The organism is Lysobacter sp. CFH 32150, assembly GCF_022758295.1.
In the GTDB taxonomy this organism is placed as follows: domain Bacteria; phylum Pseudomonadota; class Gammaproteobacteria; order Xanthomonadales; family Xanthomonadaceae; genus CFH-32150.
Window position 1 is genome coordinate 225,021 of the sequence record NZ_JALDWJ010000001.1, and the last position, 19,319, is coordinate 244,339.

The 19,319-nt window shown below is 65.3% G+C and carries 10 protein-coding genes; 8 read left to right on the forward strand and 2 right to left on the reverse strand.

All coding sequences use genetic code 11. The annotated features are described in order from the left end of the window. Positions 1-46 precede the first annotated feature (46 nt). On the forward strand, positions 47-2,503 hold the full coding sequence (locus tag MO486_RS01020; protein WP_242903832.1) for a TonB-dependent receptor: 2,457 nt from the start codon (positions 47-49) through the stop codon (positions 2,501-2,503). Between the two features lie 40 nt (positions 2,504-2,543). Here MO486_RS01020 and MO486_RS01025 read toward each other — a convergent pair whose 3' ends face one another. Further along, a complete protein-coding gene (locus tag MO486_RS01025) occupies positions 2,544-3,098 on the reverse strand; it encodes a DUF488 domain-containing protein (protein ID WP_242903834.1) in 555 nt (184 codons plus the stop codon). A gap of 80 nt (positions 3,099-3,178) precedes the next feature. On the opposite strand from MO486_RS01025, the gene MO486_RS01030 reads away from it, so the two are divergent. From MO486_RS01030 to MO486_RS01060, 7 genes are all read left to right on the forward strand, one after another. Further along, positions 3,179-3,988, forward strand: a complete 810-nt coding sequence (locus MO486_RS01030; protein WP_242903836.1) for a ferredoxin--NADP reductase — start codon at positions 3,179-3,181, stop codon at positions 3,986-3,988. A gap of 241 nt (positions 3,989-4,229) precedes the next feature. After that, entirely contained in the window at positions 4,230-10,052 is a 5,823-nt protein-coding gene (locus tag MO486_RS01035) for an MG2 domain-containing protein (RefSeq protein ID WP_242903838.1), read from the forward strand. Further along, a complete protein-coding gene (pbpC, locus tag MO486_RS01040; RefSeq protein WP_242903841.1) occupies positions 10,049-12,430 on the forward strand; it encodes a penicillin-binding protein 1C in 2,382 nt (793 codons plus the stop codon). The genes MO486_RS01035 and pbpC overlap by 4 nt, the downstream gene beginning before the upstream one ends. 119 nt (positions 12,431-12,549) lie before the next feature. Continuing rightward, positions 12,550-13,170: a transcriptional repressor LexA gene (gene lexA, locus MO486_RS01045; RefSeq protein ID WP_242903843.1), complete on the forward strand. Its 621-nt coding sequence runs from the start codon at positions 12,550-12,552 to the stop codon at positions 13,168-13,170. Positions 13,171-13,172: 2 nt separating this feature from the next. Then, the gene (gene imuA, locus MO486_RS01050; RefSeq protein ID WP_242903845.1) at positions 13,173-13,790 is read left to right on the forward strand and encodes a translesion DNA synthesis-associated protein ImuA; all 618 of its coding nucleotides are present in this window, start codon (positions 13,173-13,175) and stop codon (positions 13,788-13,790) included. 15 nt (positions 13,791-13,805) lie between these two features. Continuing rightward, a complete protein-coding gene (locus MO486_RS01055; protein WP_242903847.1) occupies positions 13,806-15,224 on the forward strand; it encodes a DNA polymerase Y family protein in 1,419 nt (472 codons plus the stop codon). Further along, positions 15,212-18,322 carry an error-prone DNA polymerase gene (locus tag MO486_RS01060; protein WP_305037354.1) on the forward strand — a complete coding sequence of 1,037 codons (3,111 nt, stop codon included), beginning with the start codon at positions 15,212-15,214 and terminating at the stop codon, positions 18,320-18,322. Before MO486_RS01055 ends, MO486_RS01060 begins: the two co-directional genes overlap by 13 nt. Before the next feature lie 8 nt (positions 18,323-18,330). Here the strand turns inward: MO486_RS01060 and MO486_RS01065 are convergent, their stop codons facing one another. After that, complete coding sequence (locus MO486_RS01065; protein WP_242903849.1) at positions 18,331-19,227, reverse strand: LytTR family DNA-binding domain-containing protein; 897 nt, start codon at positions 19,225-19,227, stop codon at positions 18,331-18,333. Between the last annotated feature and the right edge of the window lie 92 nt (positions 19,228-19,319).

Here is a 19,319-nt window from a genome sequence, read left to right on the forward strand (position 1 = left end):
TTCGGAATCATCATCGCTTCACTACGGAAACCTTGGGGGTGTCCTGATGTCGCCACGTAAGAACCGACTCGCCGTTTCGCTGTCCCTCGCCTTGTCCGGTTGCGCCGCGCTCATGGCCGCGCCGCAGGCACTCGCTCAGGACGCACCCGCCGCCAGTGAAACGCCGCAGCAGAAAGCGGCGAGCCTCGACACCATCGTCGTCACGGCACAAAGCCGCGAGCAGGAACTCCAGGACGTGCCGATCGCGCTGCAGGTTCTCGACGAACAGATGCTCGACGACGTGGCCGCCGAAGACCTCAGCGACATCGACTCGTTCGTCCCCGGCCTGGTGGTGAACGGCGTGCAGCCGACGCAACCCTCGATCAAGTTGCGCGGCATCGAGACCGACGATTTCGGCATCGGTACCGATCCAGCCGTCGGCATCTTCGTCGATGGCGTGTACGGCGGCCGCGGTGGTGGCGTGCTGCTGCCCTTCATCGACGTCGAACGCATCGAAGTGCTGAAGGGGCCGCAGGGCACGCTGTTCGGCCGCAACACCGCCGCCGGCGCGATCTCGTTGATCACCCGTCGTCCGCAGCAGGATCATGTGGAAGCGCGCGCCAAGCTGCGCATCGGCAACTATGGCAAGCAGTACGCGGAAGCGATGTGGAACATCCCGACCGGCGACAACTCGGCCTTCCGCCTCAACGCGCTGATCAACCACAGCGACGGCTGGGTCCAGGATGGCGCCACCGGCGCGGATCTCGGCGGCGAAAACACGTGGGCCACGCGCGCCGCCTGGCAGGTACGCATGGGCGACAACACCACCGCCTACCTGAGCTGGGACCACGAGAGCCTCGATCAGAACGGCCGCGTCACCACCGGCATCGTGCCGCTGCCGCCCGCGCCGGCACGTCCGCCGGCGCCAGCGAATCCGCGCGATTATTTCGATCCGCGCGACGCAAGCACGTTCAGCGATGCGGAGACCAGCGCGGAATGGCGCACGTTCGACGGCGTGTCGCTGATCGTCGATCACTCCTTCGCCTGGGGCAACCTGACCTCGACGACTTCGTGGCGGCAGTACGACTCGCTCAACCAGGTCGAGGAAGACGGCACCAACCGCGCCGACCTCTACATCGATTCGACCAACACCGAGGGCAACGAGAGCTTCTACCAGGAGTTCAAGTTCGGCGGCAGCAATGCAAGCGTGGACTGGGTGGCCGGCGTCAGCTACTTCAAGGAGGATGCCGAACAGACCAGCGAGGTCAACACCAACACCGACACCGTCGACAACATCGTCCGCAACCTCGGCATTGCGCCGACGCCTGATGGCAGTCTGTATGGCTTCTTCACCCAGGTCGCGCAATCCTTCGGCATCCCGGTGTCATTGCTTGGGCACAGCTGGAACGAACGCTTCCAGAACACGCTCGGCACCACCGCCTACGCGGCCTTCGGCGACGTGATCTGGCACGCCACGGACAAACTCAACGTCACCGTGGGCCTGCGCTACACCCGCGACGAGAAGGAGTTCAGCTGGCTCAACAACCCGCGCACCGCGCCGGGGCTGGATGCATCGCTCGATGCGCTGGAGGCCCTGGGCTTCTTCGACGCCGTCGGCGTGCCGAAGGAGATGTTCATTTTCGATATCGCCTTCATCGATCCGCCCGCGGTGGCCAACAAGGGTGTCACCAACTCCGCCCGCAAGAGCTGGAGCGACTTCAGCCCGCGCTTTGTCGTCGATTACCACTTCAGCGACAAGGGCATGGTCTTTGCCTCGCTGGCCAAGGGTTACAAGGCCGGCGGTTACAACGCGCTGCAGATCGGCCCGTCCTTCGACAACGAGGACGTCTGGAACTTCGAGGGCGGCATCAAGCAGTCCTTCGCCAATCGCTTCGCGTACAACGCGTCGTTGTTCTACTACAACTACGACAATCGCCAGTCGGTGCGCCTGATCGACCCGGACCCGACCAATCCCAACGACATTCCGCGCTTCGTGATCGACACCGGCGATCTTGAAGCCTGGGGCGTGGATTTCGATGCCCGCTGGCAGGTGACCGACGCGTTCGGCTTCGACGTACAGGCCGAATGGATCGACTCCACCTACAAGAAGTACACGACTCCCGAAGGCGTGAACCTCGACGGACAGCCCACTGGCGAGCCGAACCTGTCGGCATCGCTCGGTGCGAACTATGTCTTCCACCTCGGCGACAACGGCGGCGACCTGCGCCTGTCGGCGCGGCACGCCTATCGTGCGAAACGCCGCTGCAACGATGGTTCCGAATTGCAGGGCGATTGCAGCGTCAGCGCCGCACTCGACCTGGGCGAGGCGCAGGAACGCACCGACCTGCGCGTGGGCTGGACGTCGGCGCGCGGGCACTGGGGCTGGGCGGTGTACGGCAACAACGTGTTCGACAACCGCTACGTCACCGGTCTCAACACCTATGGCAAGGACGTGCTCGGCGTGGTCGGCGCGATGGTCAGCGAGCCGCGCACCTACGGCCTGGAAATCACGGTGAAATATTGACGAAGTCGTTGTGGTGCATGCGCCACAACGTCCTCTTGAGTCAGAACAGCGCCCCCTGCCCGTTCCCGGGCAGGGAATAGTCGAGTCGCCCATCGATGATGCGCGCCGCCGAGGTGTACGGATGCGGCTCATTTCGCCCGGGCGCCAGCAGGTGCGCGACTTGCCAGCCGTGCGCCTTGAAGTCGTCGGCGATCAGGCTGCGGTGGCACTGCCACCACACCGCCTCAGCGCACATGACCGCAGTGCGGCGTGCACGGGCAGTGCCCATAAGCCGGTCGCGCGCCGAACGATAGTCGTCCGTATCCATGTAATCGGCGTAGCCGCGGAAGCTGGCGTTGCGCCAGGCCGTGTTCGGCGAATCCGGGCGCGGCGGACGGCGCCCGCCCAGTTCCGGCAACGGCAGATAGGCGATGCCTGCCGCTGGCAGCGCTTCGGCCATCGTCGCTCCCGAGAATTGCGGGTGCCGCCGCGAACCGGCGAAGCGGCGTACGTCCGCCAGCACTTCGATCCCGGCCTCGCGCAGCATCGCCAGGAACACGTCCCAGTCGCGGGTCGAGTGTCCGATCGTCCACAACGTGTCGCCATGCCCGGCCATCGCGCCATTGTGCATGGCCGAGCGGAGTCGACGCGCGCCGCCTAGAATATGCGGACATTTCCGCATTCCCCCCGCCCCACATGTCATCCGCTTTCGGCACCGAGACCGTGCTGGATGTCCGTCACTGGACGGACGCCTATTTCAGCTTCACCACCACCCGCGACGACGGTTTCCGTTTCGACAACGGCCAGTTCGTGATGATCGGACTGGAGGTGCCGCAACCGGACGGCTCGCTCCGTCCGCTCCTGCGTGCCTATTCGATCGCCAGCGCCAACTGGGAAGAGCAGTTGGAGTTCTTCAGCATCAAGGTCGCCAATGGCCCGCTGACTTCGCGCCTGCAGCACATCAAGCCCGGCGACCGCGTGCTGATCGGGCGCAAGCCGACCGGCACACTGCTGATCCACGACCTGCACCCTGGCCGGAACCTCTACCTGCTCGGCACCGGCACCGGCTTTGCACCCTGGCTGGCGATCGTCAAAGACCCGGAAACCTACGAACGGTTCGAACGCGTGATCCTCTGCCACGGCGTACGCAACGCCGCCGACCTCGCCTACCGGGACTACGTCGTCAACGAGTTGCCCCACCACGAATTCCTCGGCGAGCAGATCACGCAGAAGCTCCGGTACTACCCGGCGACGACGCGCGAGGACTTCGTCTTCGACGGCCGCACTCACCGCGGCCGCCTCACCGAACTGATGGAGAGCGGCCGGATGATGGCCGACCTTGGGATCGAAGCGCTCGATCCGGCCCTCGACCGCGCCATGATCTGCGGCAGCCCGCAGATGCTGGCCGATTTCCGCCGCATCCTCGACAGCCGCGGCTTCACCGCCGCGCCGCGCATCGGCGTGCCCGGGCAGTACGTGTTCGAACGGGCGTTCGTGGAGAAGTAAGGCCGGGTAAACAGCCGGATTCCGTTGCGCCGAAACGCCCCTACAAGTTCCTTGCAGGCGTGCCAGAATCATTGCGGGTCGACGCATTCGATGCGGTCGATTCGAGGGGCGGGCCAGCAGCTTGGTCCGATGCAATGGCATCACCACCACGGACTGGAACGGGCCATCTATGCCGCAGAATTCGACGCCGTCGCAACCGGCTTCCACGGAAACCGGTGCGGACAGTGCTGCACCTGGGCTCTTGCAACGTATCTTCGGCCAGGTCGACTGGGTGCCGCCGGGTTGGTTGTCGGCATTGGTCGCCAAAGTTCGCACTCGCCCACGGCTATACCTCGGCAGTTTCGCGGCGCTGATCGTCGTCGCGGGACTCGGCTGGTGGTTGGCGACGCGACCGACACCGGTCATTCCTGGCGCTCTCGATGTTTCCGTGCACGCGCCGGACCTTACCGATTACACCAAGACCCCTGCGACGATCGACACACTGCGCGTGAGTTTCTCGGGTTCCGCGGCGCCGATCGAAAAAGTCGGCAGCAGTCCGGAAGGCATCGTGCTGCAACCCGAGATCAAGGGCACCTGGTCCTGGACCGATGATCAGACGCTGGTGTTCACCCCTGCCGGCGACTGGCCGGTCGGTCAAACCTACACCTTGACGATCGACGCCAAGCGCGCGATCGCGCCCAAGGTGCACCTGGCCGAAGACGAGTTCGAATTCTCCACCGCGGCATTCACCGCCACCCTCGCCAAGAGCGAGTTCTACCAGGACCCGGTCGACGCCAATCTGAAAAAAGGCGTGTACGAACTCGCGTTCTCGCACCCGGTCGATGCCGCGCAACTTGAGCGCCGCATCGTCCTGCACCTGAACGATGGCGGCGGCACCAAACTGGCCGCGCCAAGCCATACGGTGACTTACGACGAGCGCCGGTTGAAAGCCTGGATCCACTCGCAACCGCTGCAACTGCCGGAGAACGGCGGCACGTTGAAACTGGTGCTGGCGCAGGGCGTCAGCAGCCTGCTCGGTGGCGACGGCACCAAGGACGCAATCAACGGCACCGTCACCCTGCCATCGCTGTACAGCGTGGATGTCACCGGCGTCATCCCGACGCTGGTCGACAACGAACGCTTCGAACCCGAGCAGGTGCTGGTGCTCGAGTTCAACAACGCCATGCGCGACACCGAGGTCGCCAATGCGGTGAAGGTGTGGCTGCTGCCGTCGAAGAACGCCAAGCTGCCCATCAAGGATCAGCGCGAGAACTATCCCTGGTCCGAAGGCGAGATCGACGAAACCCTGTTGAAGCAGTCGACGTTGCTGGCGCTGACGCCCGTGCCGACGGAACGCGAATACACCGAGGCGCACAGCTTCAAATTCGGTGCACCACCGAAACGGCGGTTGTACGTTCGCGTCGGCAAAGGCCTGAAGGCGTTCGGTGGCTTCATCCTCGGCAAGAACCACGCAACAGTCGCAACGATCCCCGAGTACCCGCAACTGCTCCGCTTCGTCGGCGACGGTGCGCTGCTGTCGCTCCGCGGCGAACGCCGCATCAGCATCGTGTCGCGCAACGTGCCCAACGCCCGGCTGGAAATTGCACGCGTCCTGCCGGAACAACTGCAGCACCTCGCTTTTGCCAATCAGGGCGACTATGCGCGGCCCTACCTCGAAGGCATCGAAGCCGACAGCCTGGTCGAACGCGTCGAGAAGCGCATGCGCCTGCCGGCGGAGAATCCGGCAAAAGCGCACTACGAGGGCGTCGATCTCGGCGAGTTCCTGAAACCTTCGCGCCGTGGCGTGTTCATGCTCAGCCTGCGCACGCTCAGCGACAACGACAGTGAGCGGCCGTCCGCGGAAACGCTGGCAGACGATGCCGGCGAAGAGCAGGACCAGCGGCTGGTGGTGCTCACCGACCTTGGCATCATCGTCAAGAAATCGCTCGATGGCAGCCGCGACGTGTTCGTGCAATCGCTGGCGCAGGGCTCGCCCGTCGCGGGTGCGCAGGTGCGGGTGATCGCGCGCAACGGCGAAACCCTGGTCGAAGCCGGCAGCGACGGCAATGGCCGCGCGCGCTTGCCCTCGCTCGACGATTTCAGGCGCGAAAAGCGTCCGGTGATGCTGACCGTCACCCAGGGCGACGACTTCTCGTTCCTGCCGATCGACGACAGCGGCCGCGTGCTCGATTACTCGCGCTTCGACATCGGCGGCGAGCCGAACGACATCGAAGCCGGTGCGCTGAATGCGTTCCTGTTTTCCGATCGCGGCCTGTACCGCCCCGGCGACACCATCAACCTCGGCATAATCGTGCGCGCAGCCGATTGGAAACGGCCGTTGACCGGCCTGCCGCTGGAACTGGTGCTCAGCGATCCACGCGGCACCGTGGCGCGGCGCCAGCGGATCAAGCTGGGCAGCGTCGGCTTCGAGAGCTTCAACTACACCCCGTCCGACAGCGCACCCAGCGGGACCTGGGAGGCGAATCTCTACCTGATCGGCAAGGACGACCGCCGCACGGCGATTGGCTCGACCTCGGTGCAGGTGCGCGAATTCGCGCCGGACACGATGCGGGTGCGCGCGCAGTTCTCGTCGGAGAACCCACAGGGCTGGATCAAGCCGGAAGACCTGTCGGCAACGGTCTCGGTCGAGAATCTGTTCGGCACGCCGGCGCAGCAACGCCGCGTCGCAGCCACCATGGTGCTGCGGCCGGCCTTCCCGAGCTTCCCGGCCTATCCCGATTACCGCTTCTTCGATCCGCAGCGCGCCAAGGAAGGCTACGACGAGACGCTTACCGACGCGACGACCGACAACGATGGCCACGCCAAGTTCGCGATCGACCTGAAGAAATACGAACGTGCGACCTACCAGCTCAACTTCCTGGCGCGCGCCTACGAACCCGGCAGCGGTCGCAATGTCGCCGCACAGGCCAATGCACTCGTGTCGAGCAACGATCACTTGGTCGGCATCAAGGCACAGGACGATCTCGGCTACGTGAAGCGCGGCGACAAGCGTGTCGTGCAGCTGCTCACGATCGGCCAGGACGGCAAGCCGAAACAGGTCGCGGGCCTGCATGCGGTGGTCGTGGAAAAGCGCTACGTCTCGGTGCTGACCAAGCAGGACTCGGGCCTCTACCGCTACGTCTCGCATGAGCGCCGCTTTGACCGCAGGGACCAGGTGCTGCAACTGGCCGGCGGCCGCCAGACGGTCACACTGCCGACCGACCAGCCCGGCGAATTCGTGCTGGAAGTGCGCGGCAGCGACACCAGCAAGCCGCTCAACGAGATCAATTTCTCGGTAACGGGTGCGGCCAACCTCTCACGCTCGCTCGAGCACAACGCCGAGCTCGCGCTGAACCTGTCCAAGCCGAGCTACAGCCCGGGCGAGACCATCGAAGTCAGCGTACGCGCACCCTACCCCGGCAGCGGCCTGATCACGCTCGAACGCGATCGTGTCTACGCGCACGTGTGGTTCCGCGCCGACACCACCAGCAGCGTGCAGAAGGTCCAGGTGCCGGCGGATTTCGAAGGCAACGGCTACGTGAACGTGCAGTTCCTGCGCGATCCGAATTCCGACGAGATCTTCATGAGCCCGCTGTCGTTCGGCGTGGTGCCGTTTGCAGTGAATCGTGCCGCACGCACGCAATCGCTGCAGGTGAAGGTACCCGCGGTGGCCAAACCCGGCATCCCTGTCACGGCCGACATCACCACCGAGGGCAAGGCGCGGGTGCTGCTGTTCGTGGTCGACGAAGGCATCCTGCAGGTCGCGCGTTACCGCGTCGGCGATCCGCTCGATCATTTCTTCAAGAAGAAGATGCTGCAGGTACGCACGGCGCAGATCCTCGACCTGATGCTGCCCGAGTTCAGCCGCCTCGCCGCACTCAGCGCACCCGGCGGCGACAGCGAAGGCGACCTCGCCAAGCACCTCAATCCATTCAAGCGCAAAACCGAGAAACCGGCAGTGTGGTGGTCCGGCATCTTCGATGTCGACGGCAGGAAGCAGGTCAAGTTCGCCATGCCGGATCACTTCAACGGCCAGGTGCGCGTGGTGGCGGTTGCGGTGACGGCGGAACGGATCGGCTTGTCCGAAACGAAGGCGGTGATCCGCGGCGATTTCGTGCTGACACCGACCGTCCCGACGCATGTCGCCCCGGGCGATGAGTTTGAGTTGCCGGTCGGCATCACCAATACGATCGCAGGTGGGAAGTCCGCCGCTACCGTCGCGACGACGCTGCAACTACCGCCGTCGCTGACCCTGGTCGGTGCAGCGCCACCCGCGCAGTCGCTGACGCCGGGGCGCGAAACCACGGTGCGCTTCCGCCTGCGCGCGGGTAACGCATTGGGTGCGGCGCCGATCGTCGTCATCGCGCAATCGGGCAAGTACCGCGCGCAACGACGGATCGAGCTGTCGCTGCGCCCGGCCATCGTCGCGCGCCAGGACCTGCGTGTCGGTCGCGCTGACCGGCGTGTCGTGCTGAAGGACCTGCGCAGCATGTTCGACCAGCGTGCGACGCGGCAGCTCTCCGCTTCCGTATCGCCATTGGTGGCGATCGACGGCCTCACCGCCTATCTCGCCGGCTATCCGCACATGTGCACCGAGCAGTTGCTCAGCCAGGCATTGCCGGCGCTGGTGCTGAGCGCGCATCCGGAGTTCGGCAAGATCGTGACTGCGCCGTCGTCGCAGCCGCGCATGGACCTGGTCGATGTGCTGCGTTCGCGCCAGAACAGCGAGGGTGGACTCGGATTGTGGATGGCAACCCCGGACGCCGATCCCTTCGTCTCCGGGTATGCCGCCCTGTATCTGCTGGAAGCGCGCGAACGTGGCAAGCCGGTACCAGACGATGTGCTGGCTGCGCTCAACCGCTATCTGGAGGCGCAAGCCGCCAACCGTTCCGGCAACGATCTCGCCGCACTGCGCAGCCGCGCGCTCGCCGTGTATCTGTTGATCCGGCAGGGCCGTACCGCAAGCAACCTGCTCGGTGCAGTACACGAGCAGCTCAAGCGCGATCAACCCAAGACCTGGGAGAACGATGTCGCCGGATTGTTCGTCGCTGCGAGTTATCAGTTGCTGCAGCAGGACAAGGCGGCACGCGGACTCGCCAGCAAGGCGATCGTCCGCGCCAACGGCGCCAAGCCGGTGGCGGGCCCGGGCTATGCGTATTTCTACGACCCCGGCATCGGTCACGCATGGACCGTCTACCTGGTCAACAAGCATTTCCAGACGATGTCGAAGCAACTGCAGGCGGTCGCGCTGGAACGCCTGCTCGATCCGTTGCGCAACAACAGCTACAACACGCTCTCCTCGGCGCTGACCGTGCTGGCGATGGATGCTTATGCCACGGCCAGGAACCAGTCGCCGATGCCGATGCTGCAGGCAGCCGGCAAGGATGGGAAAGCACGCAGCATCGGCGTCACGGTCGGGCAGATCTCGCGCGGCACGTTCACTGCACGCGACACGCAGTTGTGGGTGGCACCGGCAGACAAGACGCCAGCCTGGTACCTGCTTAACCAGAGCGGTTACGACCGCGTCGCGCCGAAGGCCGCGCAAAGCAATGGCCTCGAAGTCATTCGTGACTATCTCGACAGCGCCGGCAAGCCGGTCACCACGCTCACCCAAGGCGACGAAGTCACCGTGCGCCTGCGCGTGCGCGCACTCGGTGCCACTGCACGCGGCGACATCGCCATCGTCGACCTGCTGCCGGGCGGTTTCGAGCCGGTGCTGCAGTACCCGGAAGCCGCAGCGCAAGCAGTGGCGACAACCAGCGATGAAAGTGAATACGAAGGATGCGAGGACTGCGAGGAGGAAGGCGAAGAATCGGCGCAGCCCAGCGACGCACCGCCCGCGCCGACCCTGGCCCTGTCCGGCTCCAGCTTCCAGCCGCAGCACGTCGAACAACGTGAAGACCGGATCGTGTTGTACGGCTTCGTCAGTGCGCAGGTCAGCGAATTCCGCTATCGGGTACGCGCGAACAACAGCGGCAGTTTCATCGTGCCGCCGATCTACGCTGAATCCATGTACGAGCGGGCGGTGTACGCGCAAGGCGGTCCGGCGGGCACGCTGCAGGTGACCGCACCGAAGCGGCCATGATCCGGTTACGCGCCATCACTACGATGGTGCGTCGCCGGCGGGTGGCGCTGGTCGTTCTCGCCATCCTCGCCACCGCGTTGATCGCGATGCGGCTGTGGCCGCGGCCGCCGCTATCGCAGTCGGTGCCAGTATCGACAGCGGTCTACGACCAGCACGGCCGCCTGCTGCGACTGACCACCGCCACTGACCAGCGCTATCGCCTGTGGGTACCCCTGGATCAGGTTTCGCCGACGCTCATCGATGCGGTGCTGCTGCATGAGGATGCGTGGTTCCGCCGCCATCCCGGTTTCAATCCGATCAGCCTGACGCGTGGCGCGTGGAGCACGTATGTCAGTCGCGACGCGCGCATCGGTGGTTCCACCATCACCATGCAACTCGCACGCCTGCACTGGCGACTCGACACCCGCAACGCGCGCGGCAAGCTGGTGCAGATCCTGCGCGCCGTGCAACTGGAAGCGTGCTACAGCAAGGACGACATCCTCGAGGCCTATCTCAACCTTGCGCCCTACGGCGGCAACATCGAAGGCGTGGCTGCGGCAAGCCTGATCTATTTCCGGAAACCAGTCGCGCAGCTGACCTTGTCCGAGGCACTGGCATTGGCTGTACTGCCGCAGGCGCCGTCGCGGCGTGGCAAGTTGAGCGCACGCGATGATGCCGGTGCTACTTACCTCGGCGCCGGGCTGGAAGCTGCCCGCGCTCGTCTCTATAAGCGATGGCGCGAAGAACGCGGCAGTGATCCCGCGCAGGACGCCCTGCTGCAACTGCCGCTGCGGCTGCGCAGCCCCCAGGAACTGCCGTTCAAGGCACCGCACCTGGTCGATCGCGTGCTCGCCGAACGCAGCTGGCATCCGCTGGCCGGTCCCGACCTGGACACCACGCTCGATGCGCGCCTGCAGCGCCTGCTCGAGGAACGCGTCCGCAACCACCTGCAGCGCGAGCGGGATCGTGGCCTGCGCAACGCCACCGCGATGCTGGTCGACACCCGCGACATGGGCGTGCGTGCGCTGGTCGGTTCGGCGGATTATTTCGATCCGGGCATCGATGGCCAGGTCAATGGTTCTGCGGGCAAGCGTTCACCGGGGTCGACGCTCAAGCCTTTCATCTACGCACTGGCCCTCGATCAAGGCGTACTGCATCCGGCGACGGTGCTGCGCGATGTGCCAACAGCGTTCGGTCCCTACACACCGGAGAATTTCGATGGCCGCTTCCTCGGCCCGGTCACCGCCACCGACGCCCTGGTGCGCAGCCGCAACATTCCCGCGGTCGGCGTTGCCGCGCAGCTCACGCAGCCGAGTTTCTACGAATTCCTGCGTCGCGCCGGCATCAGCGATCTCGCCAGCAAGGACCATTACGGCCTCGCCCTGGTGCTCGGCGGCGGCGAAGTCACGATGGAGGAGCTCGCACGCCTGTACGCGATGCTCGGCAACGATGGCCGCATGCGTTCGTTGCGTTGGCGCGTGAACGATCCGCAGGAAATGGGCACGGCGCTGCTGAGCCCGGAAGCCGCATTCATCACCCGCGACATGCTGCGCCAGAACCCACGCCCCGATGCCGGCGCGTTCACCACGACGGGCATGCCGCCGGTGTACTGGAAGACAGGCACCTCATGGGGTTTCCGCGATGCGTGGAGCGCAGGCCTCGTGGGCCCGTATGCGCTGATCGTATGGCTTGGCAATTTCGATGGCTCCAGCAACCCGGCATTGATCGGCGTGGAAGCCGCGGCACCGTTGTTCTTCGACATCGTCGATGGCCTGCAGGCCGCAGGCGTGAACCTTGCCGAACCGCCGCGACAGTGGCCGCTGAACCTCAAGCGCGTGCAGATCTGTCGCGCCAGCGGCGACCTGCCGAATGCGTACTGCCCGCAGCGCGGCGAAACCTGGTTCATCCCGGGAAAATCGCCGATCCGCATCAGCCGCGTACACCGCGCCGTCGCGATCGACCGTGCCAGTGGCCGTGTCGCCTGCGGCCCGTTCGATCCGCAAACGATGCGCACGGAAGTGTTCGAGTTCTGGCCGTCCGACCTCGCGCGCGTGTTCGCGCAGGCCGGCATCCCACGCCGGCGTCCACCACCCGGCAGCGATTGCGCCGAAGCGCAGTCCTGGCTCGGTTCGCCGCCGCAGATCACCTCGCCCTATCGCGCTACGCGTTACACGCTGCGCCTGTCTCATCCGGAACAGGTCGAGCTCGACCTCGCCGCTACCGTCGACGCCGACGTCTCGCGGCTGTACTGGTTCGTCGACGACAGCTACATCGGCAACGCCGAACCTGGCGCCACGCTGAGCTGGAACCCCGAGCGCGCCGGTCATTTCCGCCTCTTGGTCGTCGACGACCATGGCCGGCAGGACGAACGCGAGATCGACGTGGCGCTGGTGCAGTAAGCGGCGGGATTGGTTTTTCAGTTGATCCGTCGCATGCAGTGAGACTCGCAACCTGTTGAATTGTCGACATGAATTCCGATGGGATCTTGCCTGGTCGAATTGGTACTAAAATAAGTACCATGCCAGACCTCACCGACCGCCAGCAGGCCATCCTCGATTTTGTTCGCGAGCGCATCGCGGCGGATGGATTGCCGCCCACCTGGGCGGAAATCGCACGCGAGTTCGGCTTCCGCCAGACGCGCGCTGCGCAGAAACATCTTCAGGCGCTGGCGGCCAAGGGTTACCTGACGCTGCTGCCGGGCAAGGCGCGCGGGATTCGTCTGCCGGGATCGTCGTCCGGACAATCGGTGCGTGCCGCGCAAATCGAATTACCCATCCTCGGCCGTGTCGCGGCGGGTGCGCCGATTGGTGCCGATGTCGGGATCGAGCGACATCTGCTGATCGATCCGGCGATGTTCTCGCCCAAGCCCGACTATCTGCTGCGGGTACAAGGCGATTCGATGCGCGACGACGGCATCCTCGATGGCGATCTCGTCGCTGTGCATCGCACCACGCAGGCACGCGATGGCCAGGTGGTCGTCGCGCGCGTCGATGGCGAAGTCACCATCAAGCGATTGCAACTGCAACGCGACCGTATCCGCCTGCTTGCCCGCAATCCCGACTACGCACCGATCGAGATCTGCCGCGGGCAGGACTTCGCGATCGAAGGCCTGTACTGCGGCCTGATCCGGGAAGCCTAGGCATGGGCCAGGTCGTTGCGCTCGATGCGCTGTTGTCGGACCGCAAGGTCTGGCGCGGGCAACCGGTTGCCTTGCCGGCGACGACACAGCCCACCGGCCTGGCTGCGCTCGACGATGCCTTGCCAATGGGTGGATGGCCCGAGTCGGCACTCACCGAACTGCTGCTGCCGGCCGATGGCGTCGGCGAACTGCGCCTGCTGCTGCCGACGTTGGCGCGGCTCACGCAAGCGAAACAGGACATCGTGCTGGTCGCACCGCCCTATGTGCCCTACCCCGCTGGATGGCGCCAGGCCGGCGTGGATTTCGCCTACGTGCACATGATCGACGCTTCGGCGCGCGATGCCTTGTGGGCGACGGAACAATGCCTGCGCGCCGGCTGCGCATCGGCGGTGCTGTGTTGGCCGCAGCAGGCTGATGATCGTGCGTTGCGGCGCCTGCAGGTCGCGTCGGAAACCGGGCAAGCGCTGGGCTTTGCGTTTCGCGATGCGCGCGCGGCGTGCAATCCATCGCCGGCAGCATTGCGGATCATGTTCGACAGCACGCCGTCGCAAGTACGCGTGCTGAAGTGCCGCGGTGGCCTGGCACCGGTCAAGGCCATTCCTTTTCCGCACATCCACTGATGCAGACCCGCCAACATGCTCTGGGCTTGCGTACTCCTGCCGCAACTGGCGCTCGACGGCGTCCTGCGTCGCCATCCTTCTCCTGAGCGACCGCTCGCGCTCGTTACCGGACCGGCGCAGCGACGCACGCTCGTGGCGGTCAATGCCGCCGCCGCGCGCTTCGGCCTGCACCGTGGCCAGGCGCTCGCGGCCGCGCATGCATTGCTGGCGGATTTCACCACGGTCGAATACGACGCCGACGAGATTGCGCGCTGGCGGGATTTCCTCGCTGCGTGGGCGTATCGCTACAGCTCCCAGGTCGCCACCTGTTTCGAAGACGCCATCGTCCTGGAGATCGAGGCCAGCCTAGGGTTGTTTGGGCCGTGGCCGCATTTCGAACGACAGCTGCGCGAAGACCTGCGCGAACTCGGTTTCACCCACCGCATCGCGGTTGCGCCCAATGCGCGTGCTGCATGGCTGCTTGCGGGCATGCAGGATGGCCTCGCAATCGTGCAGGTTGCACCGCTTGCCAACGCGCTTGCACGCATCCCGGTGGCACGTGCACGACTCGACGACAAAACCGCGCACGCCTTGCATGCGATGGGTCTGCGCCGGCTGGGCCAGTTGTTCGCAGCGCCACGCGATTCGCTGGCGAAACGATTCGGCCCTGGCTTGCTTGAACATATCGATCGCCTACGGGGGACGCCGGATCCATTCGCCCTGTACCAACCACCGGATCGATTCGACTTGCGGATCGAACTCGCCTTCGACGTCGAGAGTTCGCAAGCGTTGTTGTTCCCGCTACGCCGCCTGACTGGCGATCTCGCCGCCTACCTCGCCGGCCGCGATGGCGGGGTGCAGCGCTTCGTATTGCGGTTGGAACACGAAGGCCATGCCGATACCGAAGTCGTGGTCGGCATGCTGGCCGCGGAACGCAATCCGGCCTTGCTGTTCGAACTCGCGAAAGGCCGTCTCGAACAGGCCGGCATTCCCGCACCGGTGCGCGGCATGCGCCTGGTTGCTGAAGAACTGCCGCCTTTCGTGCCGGCCTGGCGCGAACTGTTCGACGATCGCCCGGCGCAGGCGATGCCGTGGACCACGTTGCGGGAACGACTGCGGGCCCGGCTCGGCGACGAGGCGGTATATGCGTTGGAGCCTGCAGAGGACCATCGTCCCGAGCGTGGATTCCGTCGCGCATCGTTGCCGGTCGTCGCCAGGTCACCACCGGGAACCTCGCCGCGCCCAACCTGGCTGCTGCCGCGCCCGATTCCGCTGCGCGACCGCGTGCAGCACGTCCTCGCCGGGCCGGAGCGCGTGGAAAGCGGCTGGTGGGATGGCGGCGACGTGCGCCGCGATTACTACGTGATCGAAACGGGAAGCGGCCAGCGCGCCTGGGTGTTTCGTGCGGCGGGCGAAGCAGGCGGTCCATTCATGTTGCACGGATGGTTCGCATGATGTTGCCTTTGCACAGTGCCGCGCCCGATTACGCCGAACTGCATTGCCTGTCCGACTTCAGCTTCAGCCGCGGCGCATCGAGCGCGGGAGAGTTGTTCGAACGCGCGCAGCAACAGGGCTACCACGCCCTCGCGATCACCGACGAATGTTCGCTCGCCGGGATCGTGCGCGCGCTGGAAGCTTCGCGCATCACTGGTGTGCCGCTGATCGTCGGTAGCGAAGTGCAACTCGACGGCCTGAAGCTGGTGTTGCTGGTCGAGCACCTCGAAGGCTACGGAACGTTGTGCCAGCTGCTCACGCAGGGACGCCGGCGGTCGGCCAAGGGCGAATACCGGCTCACGCACGAGGACATTGCCAGCGGATTGCCGGGCCTGCTGGTGTTATGGCTGCCCGGTGAACAACCGTCGCTGACTGATGGCGCTTGGCTGCGAGAACTATTCGAAGATCGTTTGTGGCTGGCGATCGAACTGCATCGCGGTCCGGACGATGCTCGACGATTGCGCGAACTGCTGGCTTTGTCGGATGCGCTCGACATTCCCGCCGTCGCCAGCGGCGACGTGCACATGCATGTGCGCCGCCGACGCGCGTTGCAGGACACCATGACCGCGATCCGCCATCGCACCACGATCGCCGAAGCCGGCCAGCGCCTGTTTCCCAATGGCGAACGCCACCTGCGCACACGTCGCGCATTGGCGGCGATCTATCCCCGGCACCTGCTGGATGAAACCTTGCGCATCGCGGACCGCTGCACGTTCTCGCTGGAACAACTCCACTACGAGTATCCACACGAGCTGGTACCTGCGGGCCACACGCCGACGACCTGGCTGCGCCAGCTCACCGAAGAAGGCATCCGTTGGCGCTGGCCCAAGGGCGTGAGTCCGGCGGTGCGTGAGCTGATCGAGAAGGAACTCGCACTCATCGAGTACAAGCAGTACGAGGCGTTCTTCCTCACCGTGCACGACGTAGTCCGCTTCGCGCGCGAGCAGCACATCCTCTGCCAGGGCCGCGGCTCGGCTGCGAACTCGGTGGTGTGCTACGCATTGGGCATCACCGAGGTCGACCCTGCCCGCATGAAGGTGCTGTTCGAGCGCTTCCTGTCCAAGGAGCGCGACGAGCCGCCCGACATCGATGTCGACTTCGAGCACGAACGGCGCGAGGAAGTCATCCAGTACGTCTACAACCGCTATGGCCGCGAGCGCGCCGCGATTGCCGCGACCGTCATCCGCTATCGTGCGCGTAGCGCCGTGCGCGACGTGGCGCGCGTGCTGGGCCTGCCCGAAGACCAGCTCGCCCAACTCAGCCATAGCGTGAGTTCCTGGAGCACCGATGCACCGGCATTGGAACGACTGCGCGAATACGGCTTCGATCCGGACAGCCTATTGATACGGCGACTGGTGATGCTGGTCGGCGAATTGCTCGGCAAGCCGCGGCACCTGTCGCAGCACGTCGGCGGGTTCGTGATCTCGGAACGGCCATTGCACACGTTGGTGCCGGTCGAAAACGCCGCCATGCCCGATCGCACCATCATCCAATGGGACAAGGACGACCTCGACACGATGAAGCTGCTGAAGGTCGACGTGCTCGCCCTCGGCATGCTGACCTGCGTGCGCAAGGCCCTGGACCTGTTGCGCCTGCATCGCGGCCTCGATTACACGCCGGCGACGATCCCGCCGGAAGACGAAGAGACCTACGCAATGATCCAGCGCAGCGACGTGATCGGCGTCTTCCAGATCGAATCGCGCGCGCAGATGGCGATGCTGCCGCGGCTCAAACCCGCGAAGTTCTACGACCTGGTGATCGAAGTGGCGATCGTGCGGCCTGGCCCGATCCAGGGCGGCATGGTGCATCCCTACCTGCGCCGTCGGCAGGGGCTGGAAGCCGTCGACTACCCTTCGGAAGCATTGCGGCCTGTCCTCGAGCGCACGCTCGGCGTGCCGCTGTTCCAGGAACAGGTGATGCACCTGGCCATGGTGGCCGCCAATTACACGCCGGGCGATGCCGATCGTCTGCGTCGCGACATGGCCGCATGGAAGCGCCATGGCGGACTCGAAGGCCATCGCCAGAAGCTGTTCGAGGGCATGGCAAAGAACGGCTATCCGCGCGAATTCGCCGAGCGCATCTTCGAGCAGATCAAGGGCTTCGGCGATTACGGTTTCCCGGAATCGCACGCGGCCAGCTTTGCCCTGCTCACCTATGTCAGCTGCTGGATCAAGTGCCACGAACCGGCGGCCTTCGCCTGCGCGCTGCTGAATTCATTGCCGATGGGGTTCTACCAGCCGCCGCAACTGGTCGCCGATGCGCGCCGGCACGGGATCGATGTGCGCCCTGTCGACGTGCGTTACAGCGATTGGGATTGCACCCTCGAACCTTCGGCGGACGATCCACGGCAGCTCGCCTTGCGGCTCGGTTTGCGCCTGGTGCGGGGCATGCGCCAGGACACGGCCGAGCGCATCAGCGCGGCACGGACGCTGGCGGCTTTTCGCGATCTCGACGACCTCGTGCATCGCGCCGATCTCGATCGCAGCGCGCTCGACCTGCTCGCCGAAGCCGCGGCGCTGCGCGGCCTGGCCGGCCATCGCCACCGTGCGCGCTGGGCCAGTGCAGGCACCGAGAAACAGTTGCCCCTGTTCGCCGGTATGTCCGCAGCGGAAGAACAGAAGATCGCGATCCCGCCGCCCAGTGCATTCGAGAATACCCATGCCGATTACGCCAGCATCGGCCTGACGCTCGATGCGCATCCCGTGTCATTGATTCGTCGACAACTGCAGCAACGTCGTTACCAGCGTTCCACCGAACTCGCCACGCTGCCGAATGGCCGGCACGCACGCTTCGCCGGCCTGGTGCTGATGCGCCAGCGTCCGCAGACCGCAAGTGGCGTCACTTTCGTCACGCTCGAAGACGAACAAGGCATGGTCAATGTCGTGGTCTGGCACGATCTGGCCGAACGTCAACGCCGGGAATTGTTGGAATCGAGCCTGCTCGCGGTCGAAGGCCGCATGGAATCGGAACAAGGCGTGCGCCATCTGATCGCGCAGCGGCTGCACAACCTCACACCGTTGCTGTCAGGGCTGGCGACGGCATCACGCGATTTCCGCTGAAGCCCAGTTCAGGCGGCGCGTCGTTCCAGCCGTAATGCGTCGCGATAACGCCGACTGCACGGGATGCTGCTCCCGTCGCGCATCAGGATGCGCGCATCGCCGGTGTCGAGCGGCTCGATTTCGGCGATGCAGTCGAGGTTGACGATGTAGCTACGGTGCACGCGCACGAAGCGCGAGGGATCGAGTTGCGTTTCGATCGTCGCCATCGTCGCGCGCAACGGATAATCGCGGCCACGGACGTGCAGGTTCACGTAGTTGCCGGCGGCCTGCAGCGACTCGACCTCGGCCGCGGCGATCAGGAATTCCTTGCCGAGCTTGCGGACCAGGAAACGTTCGGGGCGCTCGATCGGCTCGTTGGCGGGCGCATCGTCAGGGGCAGCCAGCATGCTGGCCTCCCCTTGCAGGCGACGCAGCAGCAGGCGGTAGACCTCGATGCCCAGCACCATGGAGGCAAAGCCGCGCACGTCCTTGACGTATTCGTAGAAGAACTGCGTCGGCCAGTCGCCGAAATCGTAATGCGCGCCCTGCGTGGCATAGGCGAGCTTCCGCAGCGCCACCATGCTGGCGACGTGCAGCACCGACCAGGCAACGCTGCCGAGCGCCAGCCAAGGCAAGTTCCGGCGCCAGGTATCGAAGTGCAGCGGGAACTTGCGCGTGAACCAGAGTACGGCCGGCACCAGGGCCAGCACGACCAGGTGGCTGGTCCATTCCCACACCGCAGGCTCCCATGCGGCGAACTCCAGTCCATTGCGGCGCAGGTCCATCGTCACCGTGACGCTGTTGGCGGCAGCACCGATCACGCAGAGCGCGACCCAGAACCCGATCTCGACGCTTCGACGCCAGGGTTGGTAACGATCCCAGGTGGTCTGCGGGGTACGGGACTGGAGGGGGGCGGCATCGTTCATCGACTCATTCTCGCGCAGACGGGCTGCGATGCGCCTGCCAGCCATATCCACTCGTCCCGCGATTCCGCGAATCGTCCCTACCGCGCGTCCTG

Coding starts and splice junctions, on each gene's coding strand:
- MO486_RS01020 (WP_242903832.1), top strand. CDS start 47: ATGTCGCCACGTAAGAACCGACTCGCCGTTTCGCTGTCCCTCGCCTTG.
- MO486_RS01025 (WP_242903834.1), bottom strand. CDS start 3,098: ATGGCCGGGCATGGCGACACGTTGTGGACGATCGGACACTCGACCCGC.
- MO486_RS01030 (WP_242903836.1), top strand. CDS start 3,179: ATGTCATCCGCTTTCGGCACCGAGACCGTGCTGGATGTCCGTCACTGG.
- pbpC (WP_242903841.1), top strand. CDS start 10,049: ATGATCCGGTTACGCGCCATCACTACGATGGTGCGTCGCCGGCGGGTG.
- lexA (WP_242903843.1), top strand. CDS start 12,550: ATGCCAGACCTCACCGACCGCCAGCAGGCCATCCTCGATTTTGTTCGC.
- imuA (WP_242903845.1), top strand. CDS start 13,173: ATGGGCCAGGTCGTTGCGCTCGATGCGCTGTTGTCGGACCGCAAGGTC.
- MO486_RS01055 (WP_242903847.1), top strand. CDS start 13,806: ATGCTCTGGGCTTGCGTACTCCTGCCGCAACTGGCGCTCGACGGCGTC.
- MO486_RS01060 (WP_305037354.1), top strand. CDS start 15,212: ATGGTTCGCATGATGTTGCCTTTGCACAGTGCCGCGCCCGATTACGCC.
- MO486_RS01065 (WP_242903849.1), bottom strand. CDS start 19,227: ATGAACGATGCCGCCCCCCTCCAGTCCCGTACCCCGCAGACCACCTGG.